This window comes from Frankia sp. CeRuru1, from assembly GCF_977966315.1.
Map to the genome: position 1 here is coordinate 1 of NZ_CDWWEW010000156.1, position 11,050 is coordinate 11,050.

The window sequence follows — 11,050 nt, forward strand, 5'->3', positions numbered from 1 at the left end:
GCTGCCGTAGCGGATCGCGTAGGGAGAGCAGGCGAACATCAGCAGAGTCGCCAGGCTCACCCAGGCGTCGGCGTCACGGCCACCGTTCCCGGCCTGGGATGCCGTCCGGCCCACCCGCCGCCCGGCCAGCCACGCCACCGGCAGCGTCGCCAGCGACAGCACCCCGGACAACGCCCGCACGGCGACGTCCCCGTCGCCGAACACCGCGATCCAGGCGTGCAGCAGCAGATAGTACAGCGGCGGTGAGCCGTCGTGCCGCAGTGCGTCGAGCAGCTGGGGGACGGGGCGCGAGGCGATGGCGACCGTCAACGACTCGTCGAGCCACAGATGGCTGGGGGTGGCGAACCGCATCAGCGCGCCGGCGGCGACGGCGAGTATGACGGCGACTACCAGCAGCTGCGGGCTGGCCGCCGCGATCCGCGCCACGGCGGTGGTCGTGCACGCGGTCCCGGGCGTGATGACCGTCCCGGTCGTGACACCGGCTGTGGCACTGTTCGCGGCTGTGGCACTGTTCGCGGCTGCGGCCACGACCGCGGTCACGGTCGCGGTCACGTCCACCGGCGCCTGGGGGCGGCGGGGACCCGAGAGCACCGCCGGCCCGGATCCGGCGTCCTGGCCGGCGGTTGGACTCCCGGCTGCGTCTACGTTCACCATGCCCCCTCGTCTGCCACGATCTTGCCTCCCGTCAGAGAACCGCCTTCCGCCGGGTGGCCGCAGTCGCCTGCTGGCGGGGATGTACGCCCCGACGTTTCAGACTGTCATCCGTTCGTCGCCGTCCCGTACGCGGGCTGCCTCCCCAGCCGTCGCGCCGCCCGCCCGCCGCGCGCCGGACCCGCCGTCGGGCCTGTCGTCCGGCCCCCCGTCGGGATCGTCGTCGGGATCGTCGAAGCCGCCGGCGGTCTGCCCGGCGAGCAGAGCCGGGAGCAGCGTCATACGGCGCCGTCCGCCCGAGCTCCGCACGGCGTTGCGGATGGCCGGGCCGTTCACGGCCACAATCGACAGGTGGGCCTGCGCCCGGGTCAGCGCCGTGTAGATCAGCGGACGGGTGAGCATCCGGCCGGCCTCCGGCGGGAACACGGCGACGACGGCGGGCCACTCGCTGCCCTGCGCGCGGTGCACTGTCACCGCCCAGCCGTGCCGCAGATCACCGAGCACACCAGCGGGCACCTCGACGACGCCGCCGGGGAACGCGACCCGCAGCGCACCGCGTTCGCCCAGCGCGACGACGGTGCCGATCTCGCCGTTGGCGAATCCGACGTCGAGATGGTTCGCCGTGGCCACCACACGGTCCCCGATGTCGAACCCGGAGACGGCGCCGCCGCCCGGGTTCAGCGTGCCCTTCAACGCGGTGTTGAGCGCCGTGGTGCCCGCCGGACCGGCGTGCACCGGGGTCACGACCTGGATGTCCGCGACGGGAATGCCGAGCGCGCGGGGGATGGAGTTGGTGACGAGCTGGACGGTGCGATGCGCCGCCTCGCCGGAGCTGCCGGACGGCACCACCACGACCTCCCGGCCAGGCCCCGGTGGTGGCGGTGGCAGCTCCCCGCCGCGCACCGCGGCGGCCATCGTCGCGATGGCGCCGCCGTCGGCCTGCCGGTACAACCGCCGCAGCTCGGTCACCGGGACCTCACCGGACTCGAGCAGGTCGGCGAGGATCTGCCCCGGTCCGATGCTCGGTAGCTGGGCCGGGTCCCCGACGAACATCAGGTGCGTACCGTCCGCGCAGGCGTCGAGCAGCGCGGCGGCGAGCTCCGCGTCGAGCATCGACGCCTCGTCGACGACGACGAGGTCGGCGTCGATCGGGTTGTGCTCGCCGCGCGCGAACCCGCTGCCGCGCCCTTGAGCCTGCAACAGCCGGTGCAGGGTGCTCGCCGGCGCCCCGCACAGCTCCTCGAGGCGTTTGGCAGCCCGTCCGGTCGGCGCGGCCAGTGCGACGACCGCCTTGGCCGCCCAGGCCAGTCGTACGACGGCCGCGACCGTGCGGCTCTTGCCCGTTCCCGGCCCACCGGTGAGCACGCTGACGCCGGACTCCAGCGCGGCGCGCGCCGCCGCGAGCTGGATCTCGTCCAGCCCGGTCACCACCTCGTCGTTTGCTGGTCTGCCGTTGTTTGCTGGTCTGCCGTCGTTGGCCGGTCCGCGGCGGCCCGCCGCGGCGGCGTCCCGGTTCGTGTCCCCCTCGGCGCCATCGGCGCCGACGTGGCTCCCGTTCCCCCCCTCGCCCTTGTCGTCGTTCTTGTCGTTCTTGTCGTCGTCGAAGTCCTTGTCGTCGTCGAACGCCAGCGCCGTCGGAGGCGGGGCGGTGGCGGCCCGTGCGGACACGGCCCGGCCGGCCGGATCGTCGTCGCCGTCGTACCCGGACCCGTCGTACCCGGACCCGTCATCGGGTCGGCGGCGGGCTCTGGGGGCGCCTGCGCGCAGCGGCTCGGCGGTCGCCATCAGCCGTTCGATGCCGTCCGCGACGGACTGCTCGGCCATCGCATGCCGCTCCAGCGCGATCCGGTCGCCGACGGCGATGATCCGCCCGTCGTCGAGCGCCGCGGTCAGCGCCGCGGTCGGATCGGCCACCCCCTCGCGCGCGGCGGCACGCAGCACCGCCTGCATGGGGCCCGCGGTGTCCCCCGCCCGGGAGGCGGCCCGGCCGAGCAGATGGGTGAGTACCGCCGGGCCCCGGCGCGGATCGTCGCGCTGCAGACCGCGGCGGCGGGCGAACCGGTCGGCCTGGGCGATCTCGGTGTCGGCGGCGGTCAGCAGCATCCACGGATCAGCCCGTAGGAGGTCGGCGGGCGCGGGTCCCAGCAGGTCGGTCACCCCGCGCGCGAGCCGGGCCGGAAGATCCGCGGCGACGAGCAGTTCGACGACCGCGTACGTGCCCGCCACGGCGCGGAAGCTGTCGGTGAGCCGCCGGGCCCGCGGTCCGGTGACCCCCTCGACGGTGCCCAACCGGCCGACGTCGACGTGGTCGGGCCGGGTGATCCCGGCCGCGGGCAGCCGGCCGGCCGTCGTGCGGCCCAGCCCCGGCCACAGCCCCGCCCCGCAGAACGCGGCGAAGACCTCCTCGGGGTCCGCTGGCTGCGGGTCCGCTCGTGCCTGCGGGCCGACCGCGTCAGGCTCCGAGGCGGAAGCGGTCGTGTACTCGTCCGGCATGCCGGGAAGCGTAACGACGAACCGTTCCGCCGCTGTTGTAGCCCGCTGGGTAGCGTGGTATCGGGGACGGCTGTATGGCGGCATGGCTGTATGAAGGCGATGTCGCGCGTTCCGACCGATGCGCATCCGGGTTCACCCGTGCGTCCGGGTTCACCCGCGCGTCCGGGTTCACCCGCGCGTCCGGGTTCACCCGCGCGTCCGGGGCCACCCGCGCGTCCGGCCCGGCGGAGACAGTGAGCGTCAGCAACAGTGAGCGTCAGCAACAGAAGGGACGGACCGGTTGACCACAGTCCTGCTGGTCCGCCACGGCCTGACCGCCGTGACCGGCAAGATCCTGCTTGGTTGGACGCCCGGCGTGGGGTTGGACGACCGTGGCCGCCGCCAGGCGTCGGACCTGGCGCGACGCCTCGCCGACATCCCGCTGGCGGCGATCGTCAGCAGCCCGCTCGACCGCTGCCGCCAGACGGCAGCGATGATCGCTGGACGCCGTCCGGTCAGCGAGGCCAGCCTGGACGGCACGCAGCAGGTCGAGATCGACGAGCGGCTCGGTGAGTGCCGGTACGGTGACTGGACCGGGCAGGAACTGGCGACCCTGGCGAAGGATCCGCTCTGGGCGGTGGTGCAGAGCCATCCCAGCGCGGTCGTCTTCCCCGGTCCCGAGGGTGAGGCACTACGAGACACGCAGGCCCGTGGGGTGAGCGCCGTGCGGGAGTGGAACGAGCGGCTGGGCCCAGACGCCACCTGGCTGCTGTGCTCGCACGGCGATGTGATCCGCACGGTGGTCGCCGACGCCTTGGGCATGCATCTGGACATGTACCACCGGATCACCGTCGATCCCTGTTCCCTGACCGTGATCCGCTACAACGAGCGCCGCCCCTTCGTCCGGCGCATCAACGACACCGGCGGGGACGTCGTCGAGCTCCTCCCGCCACCCCGGGCCGAGGGCTCCGCTGGGGCCGTCGGCGCCGCGGCGTCGTCTCCCGGGTCCCGGAAGTCTTTGGAGTCGCCGGGGTCGCCGGGGTCTTCGAAGTCCCCGGGGTCGCTGGGGTCGCCGGGGTCCAGTGGGCTCGACGTGGACGAGGTGATCGGTGGCGGTGCCGGCGGTTTCCGTCCCAGCGCCGGTGGTGGAACGGGCTGATCGGGCATGCCGCGCCGGATACACGTCTTCGACCCGCCGCAGCGGTTCGTCGTGGGCACCGTAGGCCTTCCCGGTGCCCGATCGTTCTATCTGCAGGCCCGCGACGGGGCGCGGGTCGTCACCGTCGCGGTGGAGAAGGCTCAGGTCGCCTTGCTTGCCGAACAGCTGACCGAGCTGCTCGACGAGTTGGGCCGCCGCGGCGCGACGCCGCCGCCCGAGCCCGCCCCGGCCGACCCCGACCTGTCACCGCTCGATCTGCCGATCGACGAGGAGTTCCAGGCCGCGACGATCGCGCTCGGCTGGGATCCGCGTGGCGGACGGGTCGTCATCGAGGCGCAGGCGACGGGCGTGACCGACCCGGTCGTCGGATTCTCCGATGATCCCGACGGGCCGGACGCCGTCCGGGTCCTGCTGGAGTCCGAGCAGGCGCGCTCGTTCGTGCGGCGCGCGGCGCGGGTCCTGGCCGCAGGCCGGTCCTCCTGCCCGTTGTGCGGGCAGCCGTTGGACGACGGTCACGTCTGCCCGCGCCAGAACGGTCACCTGCGCTGATGCGGCCGGCGAGGGGCGCCGGGCCCGGCCGCCGCGGGTGCGCGGTCCGTGGCAGCGGTGCGGTCCATGGCGGGGGTGCGGTCCGTGGTAGCGGTGCGGTCCGGTCGGCCTGGCGGTGTGGGAGAGATGTCGCTCACCGTCCGGTCCGGTGACATCACCCTGCCGGACCGGACAGACTGAGATGATGGGCGTTTCCGCGGCGAGTTCCACCCCGGGGTGGCGACCGCCACTGCATCCGATCGACGGGGGCGGCCTCGACGCCCCCGCCGCCCTCGACCTCCTTCGCCGCGGTGACCTCGAGATCACCGCCCGGCTGGTCGACGCGAGCAACACGACGCTCTGCTGCGACATCTGCGCTGACGGGGTGACCGGCCGCTGCGTCTACAAGCCGGTCCGCGGCGAACGCGCCCTGTGGGACTTCCCGGACGGCACCCTCGCCGCCCGCGAGCTGGCCGCCTACGAGGTCTCCGAGCAGCTCGGGCTTGGCATCGTCCCGCCTACCATTCTGCGTGACGGCCCGTTCGGCGAGGGCATGGTGCAGCTGTGGATCGATACCGACGTCACCGTGGACCTGGTGGCGCTGACCCGGTCCGACGACTCCCAGCTGCGCCGGATCGCCCTGTTCGACGCCGTCATCAACAACGCCGACCGCAAGGGTGGGCACCTGCTGCCGGCGCCCTCCGGCCGAATTCACGGCATCGATCACGGTGTGACCTTCCACACCGACGGCAAGCTGCGCACCCTGCTGTGGACCTGGCGGGGCAGGCGGCTCGATGCCGAGGAGACCGCTTTGCTCGACGACCTGCGTGAGGCGCTCGCGGGCCCCTTCCGGGACCGGCTCGAGGAGTTGCTCACGGTTACCGAGGTCGACGCCCTCGCCAGGCGGGTCGACGGGCTGCTGGCCAAGGGCCGGTTCCCGTTGCCCTCGGGGGACTGGCCGGCGATTCCCTGGCCGCCGTTCTGAGCGGGTTCTGGTTCTGGGCGGGTTCTGGTTCTGGGCGGGTCAACCAGTGCGGGTACAGGTGCGGGAGAACATGAGGTGTCACCGTCGGTGATCCGGGGTGGATCGGTTTGGGATGCCGTCGGTTACGTTGCGGTTACTTTCCCCGTGCCCGCCGGAGAGTCGGTTCGCGGTTACTCTGACACGCATGCAGGCGTGGCAATCTCCTCCGATACGTTTTCTTCCCGGTCACGGGAAGCCACTGAGGATCTTCGATACGGCCACGTCGAGCGTACGCGAGTTGGCGCCGGCCGCCACAGCAAGGCTGTACGTCTGTGGCATCACGCCCTATGATGCGACGCATCTGGGGCATGCCTTCACCTACCTCACCTACGACCTCGCGCAGCGTGTGCTGCGAGACGCCGGGCATCACGTCCACTATGTACAGAACGTAACGGATATCGATGACCCGTTGCTTGAGCGAGCCACCCGTGACAGGCTGGACTGGCGGGCCCTCGCCGACCGGGAGATCGACCTGTTCCGCGAGGACATGACCGCACTGCGGATGCTGGCGCCGGACGCCTACGTCGGGGTGGTCGAGGCCATCCCGATGATTGTCGACATGGTGGCGGAGCTCGTCGACCGGGGCGCGGCCTACCAGGTCGACGACGACCTGTACTTCTCGATCGCCACCGCACCCGCCTTCGGGGAGATCTCGCGTCTCAGCCGGGCCGAGATGCTGGCGATCTGCGCCGAGCGCGGGGGTGACCCGCGCCGCACCGGCAAGAAGGACCCCCTCGATCCGCTGTTGTGGCGCGCACACCGCCCCGGCGAGCCGTCCTGGCCCTCGCCGTTCGGCCCCGGCCGGCCCGGCTGGCACATCGAGTGCGCCGCCATCGCCCGCCACTATCTCGGCGGGGTCATCGACATCCAGGGTGGCGGGACCGACCTGAGCTTTCCGCACCACGAGTGCAGCGCGGCGCATGCCGAGGTCGCCGCCGGCATCCAGCCGTTCGCTCGCAGCTACGTGCACACCGCGATGGTGAGCCTCGACGGCCACAAGATGTCGAAGTCGCGGGGCAACCTGGAGTTCGTCTCCCGGCTGCGCCGGGCCGGGGTGGATCCGGCGGCCCTGCGTCTGGCCCTGCTCGATCACCGGCACACCGAGGACTGGGAGTGGACGCCGGGCCTGCTCGACGACGCTGTGGACCGGATGAACCGGTGGCGGGCCGCCGTCGCCCTGCTCACCGGGCCCGACGCCATGGGACTGCTCGCCGCCGTGCGTGAGCGGCTCGCCGACGACCTTGACGCCCCGGGTGCCGTCGCCGCGGTGGACGCCTGGGCCGGCGCCGCGCTCGCCGATGCGGGTGGCTCCGCCGGTGCGGGCCCGGATCCCACCAATCCGGGGGGCCCGGTTCGCGGTTCTGGCGGTGACGTGCCCGCCTGGGGGGAGGCGCCCGCACTCGTGCGGCGTCTCGTTGACACACTGCTGGGTGTAGACCTTGAACCCGTCAGACCCAGAGGGAGCTGAGGATGGGAGCTCACCATCGCCGGGTGGATCCCGGGGCAGCGACCGAACGGCCCACCTTCGACGAGGTCGCGCATGGCTACGACCCTCATCAGGTCGACGACTACCTGGCCACGCTGTGGCGTTACGCCAGCCAGGTGACCTCGCGCGCGGCCGCGGCCGAAAGCGCCCTGAAGAACGAGCGGGCCCGCAGCGCGAACATGGGCGTCGAGGGCCTGGCCGCGCAGGCCGGCGGTCGGATCGGCCAGATGCTGACCATCGCCCAGCAGGAGGCCGAGGAGATCGTCACCGGCGCCCGTCAGATCGCGGAGGCGGCGCTGGAAGAGGTGATCGAGGACGCCGGGGCGAACCACCCGATCGTGCGGGAGGCTCGGGAACAGGCCGAGAAGCTCCTCCTCGACGCCGTGGAGGAGAGCCGCCGGCTCGCCCGGGAGCGGCACGCTGAGCTGCAGGCGGAAATCGCCCGGTGCACCGCCTCGCTCGAGGCGTTGCGTCACCAGCAGGGTGAGATCATCGGTGCGATGCTGCGCCTGCGCGGGGTCCTGGCCTCCGACGAGGTGGACCGGGCGGTCACCGACCTGGCCCGGGCGGGTACGGCCGCGCCGACGACGCCGGGCACGCCTGGAACGCCGGGCACGCCTGGAACGCCGGGCACGCCTGGAACGCCGGGCACCTCGGGGTCGGCGGCGACGCCGGGGTCGGCGGGGACCTCAGTGGTCGACGGGCCGACGATGCCGTCTGCCTCACCCGTCGGCGTTCCGCCGGACCTGTCGTATGGCCGCCAGCCCGGGGGGTCGTCGCCGTTCGGTCCGGGGAGAGCCGGTCCCGCCGGTTTCCCCGCGGGCGGTGCGGTCCCCGCGGGCGGTGCGGTCCCCGCGGGCGGTGCGGGACCGTCGGATCTTTCCGGGACCGCGTGGGCGACCGGTCGCGTCGCCAGCACGGGGCGGCGTTCCCCGGGCCGGCATCGTCAGGCCGACGTCGCGGACGCGGAACCCCACACCCCGCGCGAACCGGTCACGAACTCGGCGAACGTGCCGTTCCGCCGTGGCGCCGACGAGGACATCATCGACGCCGAGATCGTTGAGGAGTAGCGAGATCGTCGAGGAGAGGAGTAGCCCGGAGGAGAGGGGCAGCTTCTTCTACCGAGCTGGCTCTCCTCCTGGCCTTTACTGGCCGCGACGGCGCAGGTACCGTTCGAACTCCCGGGCGATTGCGTCCCCACTGGCCTCGGGTAGCGCCGTCTCGGGCTCGCGTGACTCCAGCGAACGGACGTACTCGGCGACCTCGGTGTCCCCGGCGGCGAGCTCGTCCACCTGCCGTTCCCATGCCTTCGCCCGCTCGGGAAGGTCACCCAGCGGGATCTCGATGTCCAGCATGTCCTCCACTCGGCGCAGCAGCGCGAGGGTCGCCTTGGGACAGGGCGGGTTAGCCACGTAGTGCGGCACCGCCGCCCAGAACGACACCGAGGCGAGCTCGGCCCGTGCGCATGCCTCCCCGAAGACGCCGACGATGCCGGTCGGCCCCTCATAACGGGACGGTTCCAGGCCGAGCCGGGCAGCCGTCGCCGCGTCCCCGGCGGTTCCGCTGATCGGGACCGGCCGGGTGTGCGGCGAGTCAGCGAGCAGCGCCCCGAGGGAGATCACCATGTCGCTGCCGAGGGCGTGGACGGCCTCGATCAGCTCGTCGGTGAACCCACGCCAGCGCATGTTCGGTTCCAGTCCGCGGATCAGCACCAGGTCCGTCTCGGACTTCGGTGGCCGCGCCACCGACAGGCGGGTGGTCGGCCACGAGATCTTCCGGGAAGCCCCGTCGGTCCCGCTCACCGTCGGTCGGTTCACCTGGAAGTCGTAGTAGTCGTCGGGGTCGATAGCACCGATGACACGGGCCTTGAAAGCGGTCTCCAGATGCTCGACGGCGGCGGACGAGGCATCGGCCGCGTCGTTCCACCCTTCGAAGGCGGCTACTACGACCGGTGACCGTAGTTGACCGACGCCGGAGAACTCGATCACCTACCACCTCCTGCCGCCCCGCGGCGGCCCACTGCCCCCGTGACAGTGCAACGGTACGTCCTCACGGAGACGACTCCTGCCCAGAGCCGACATGCGTGACCTCAGCCTCCCTTATGGCCCGTGAGCCGGTGACCCGCGGGCGACCAGCGGTCGTCCGCGGGGAACCTACGCTGGTCCAGTCTGCCGATGTTCTCGTGGGAACGCCTTTCCTCGGTCTCTCGATGGCGCTAGACCCGGGCGGATCGGACATCCATTCCGGATCGATGCGGTGGCTGCACCGTATCGGCTCTGGACGGATACCCGCCGTCGCGGGAATGCGAACGGCCCGGCCCAGGGCCGCCGCCGCACCGGTGTGCCCCAGCCCGTGTTCGTGCGGACCACCGCGCCGAGCACACCCGCGCGGTCCGACATCACGCCCTCCGTTCCCGCAGCTGTGCCACCCGCGGTCGCGCCATGGGCAACCCGCCGGGACGCGTCCGGCATTCCCACCCCGCAATCATCACCGTGCCGTGGTCACCGCATCGTGGTCCCTGTGTTGTGGTCCCTGTGTTGTGATCACCCTGCCGTGGTCACCGTCGTGCCCGTGGCCGGCATCCTCGGAGGCGTCCGGACGGAGGGTAAACCGTACCGGCGGCAGGCGAAACCCGTCCCGGTACCCTTGGTCAGTGCACGATGATCTGGTGTCCGTCCTGGCCGAGCGTGCGCTGGTGGCCGATGGCGCCATGGGCACCCTGTTGCAGGCGGCCAGCCTCTGCCTCGACTCGGTGAATTCCGAGGACGGCGACGGCCCGTCGCGCGGCGAGGAGTTCCAGCTCGTGCCGGAGCAGTCCACCTCGGCGATCATCCTGCACCACCCGGAGGCGAAGTACTTCGCGGCCACGTAGGCACCGTGCGGTCAACCGGGCACCGTGCGGCCGACCCGGCACTAGGCCGGTCAACCGGGCACTGCGGCCGGACGACCCTGAGCTACCGAGCTACCTGAGCTACCTGAGCTAGGAGTGGACGTGGGGAGCCTTGCGGCGGTTTTCTTCGACATGGACGGCCTGCTCGTTGACACCGAGCCAATCTGGACCATCGCCGAGCACGAGGCGGCGGCGCGGCTGGGCGGCGAGTTCACCCCGGCGATGAAACGAGCCATGATCGGCCACGGCATCGACACCGCGGTGCCGCTCATGGTGTCGATGCTCGGCCGGCCGGCGTCCGACGTGGTGCCGACGGCGGAGTTCCTGCTGCGCCGCTCCGCCGAGCTGTTCCGCGAGCCCGGTGCGATCGTCCCGCAGCCCGGGGCGGTGGAACTGCTCGGCGCGCTGCGGGCGGCGGGTGTCCCGACCGCGCTGGTCTCCTCGTCCTTCCGCGACCTGATGGAGCCGGTGCTGCACGTCGTCGGTGACGAGTTCTTCGCCGTGACGGTCGCCGGTGATGAGGTCACTCGCCGCAAGCCGGACCCGGAGCCCTACCTGACCGCCGCCCGGGTGCTCGGCGTCGACCCGGTCCGCTGTGTCGTCTTGGAGGACAGCCCGTCGGGAGCGCGCGCCGGGGTGGCGGCCGGGTGCGCGACCATCATGATCCCGTCCATGCCGGATCTGCTCGACCTGACCGCGTCGGCCGCCTCGACCGTTTCGGGGTCTTCGACCGCCTCGGGTGTCGCGGCTCGCGGCGAGCCGGTGCCGGCCGGGCTCGCGGCGCTCCTGGCGAGCCTGCACGACGTCACCCCGGACCTCATGGAGTCCCTCGCCACCCCC

Annotated in this window: 9 protein-coding genes and 1 pseudogene; 7 read left to right on the top strand and 3 right to left on the bottom strand. The window is 72.3% G+C overall.

The genetic code is table 11. The features are described from left to right. A pseudogene (locus AC08OP_RS13025) lies at positions 1-654 on the bottom strand (glycosyltransferase family 39 protein); the annotation flags it as partial. Between the two features lie 96 nt (positions 655-750). Continuing rightward, positions 751-3,144: an AAA family ATPase gene (locus AC08OP_RS13030; protein ID WP_476614427.1), complete on the bottom strand. Its 2,394-nt coding sequence runs from the start codon at positions 3,142-3,144 to the stop codon at positions 751-753. 280 nt (positions 3,145-3,424) lie between these two features. On the opposite strand from AC08OP_RS13030, the gene AC08OP_RS13035 reads away from it, so the two are divergent. The 5 genes from AC08OP_RS13035 (at position 3,425) to AC08OP_RS13055 (ending at position 8,390) form a co-directional block, all read left to right on the top strand. Then, entirely contained in the window at positions 3,425-4,282 is an 858-nt protein-coding gene (locus AC08OP_RS13035) for a histidine phosphatase family protein (RefSeq protein ID WP_476614428.1), read from the top strand. A 6-nt stretch (positions 4,283-4,288) separates the two neighbouring features. Further along, positions 4,289-4,831, top strand: coding sequence for a DUF3090 domain-containing protein (locus tag AC08OP_RS13040; RefSeq protein WP_476591980.1), 543 nt, complete (start codon positions 4,289-4,291; stop codon positions 4,829-4,831). A 184-nt stretch (positions 4,832-5,015) separates the two neighbouring features. Then, on the top strand, positions 5,016-5,795 hold the full coding sequence (locus AC08OP_RS13045; protein ID WP_476614429.1) for an SCO1664 family protein: 780 nt from the start codon (positions 5,016-5,018) through the stop codon (positions 5,793-5,795). Between the two features lie 112 nt (positions 5,796-5,907). After that, positions 5,908-7,302 (top strand): cysteine--1-D-myo-inosityl 2-amino-2-deoxy-alpha-D-glucopyranoside ligase, encoded by a 1,395-nt coding sequence (mshC, locus tag AC08OP_RS13050; RefSeq protein WP_476614430.1) that lies wholly within the window; start codon positions 5,908-5,910, stop codon positions 7,300-7,302. A 2-nt stretch (positions 7,303-7,304) separates the two neighbouring features. Further along, on the top strand, positions 7,305-8,390 hold the full coding sequence (locus AC08OP_RS13055) for a DivIVA domain-containing protein (RefSeq protein WP_476614431.1): 1,086 nt from the start codon (positions 7,305-7,307) through the stop codon (positions 8,388-8,390). Positions 8,391-8,465: 75 nt separating this feature from the next. Here the strand turns inward: AC08OP_RS13055 and AC08OP_RS13060 are convergent, their stop codons facing one another. Then, a complete protein-coding gene (locus AC08OP_RS13060) occupies positions 8,466-9,308 on the bottom strand; it encodes a PAC2 family protein (RefSeq protein WP_476591984.1) in 843 nt (280 codons plus the stop codon). A gap of 665 nt (positions 9,309-9,973) precedes the next feature. Between AC08OP_RS13060 and AC08OP_RS13065 the strand changes: the two genes are divergently transcribed. Both AC08OP_RS13065 and AC08OP_RS13070 read left to right on the top strand, forming a co-directional pair. Further along, complete coding sequence (locus tag AC08OP_RS13065; RefSeq protein WP_476614432.1) at positions 9,974-10,192, top strand: hypothetical protein; 219 nt, start codon at positions 9,974-9,976, stop codon at positions 10,190-10,192. A gap of 120 nt (positions 10,193-10,312) precedes the next feature. Next, the coding region (locus AC08OP_RS13070) for an HAD family hydrolase (protein ID WP_476614433.1) at positions 10,313-11,050 on the top strand (738 nt) is incomplete at its 3' end.

Bases quoted from the DNA above. Each gene is read 5' to 3' on its own strand.
- AC08OP_RS13045 (WP_476614429.1), top strand. From the start codon at position 5,016: ATGGGCGTTTCCGCGGCGAGTTCCACCCCGGGGTGGCGACCGCCACTG.
- AC08OP_RS13040 (WP_476591980.1), top strand. From the start codon at position 4,289: ATGCCGCGCCGGATACACGTCTTCGACCCGCCGCAGCGGTTCGTCGTG.
- mshC (WP_476614430.1), top strand. From the start codon at position 5,908: ATGCCGTCGGTTACGTTGCGGTTACTTTCCCCGTGCCCGCCGGAGAGT.
- AC08OP_RS13030 (WP_476614427.1), bottom strand. From the start codon at position 3,144: ATGCCGGACGAGTACACGACCGCTTCCGCCTCGGAGCCTGACGCGGTC.
- AC08OP_RS13055 (WP_476614431.1), top strand. From the start codon at position 7,305: ATGGGAGCTCACCATCGCCGGGTGGATCCCGGGGCAGCGACCGAACGG.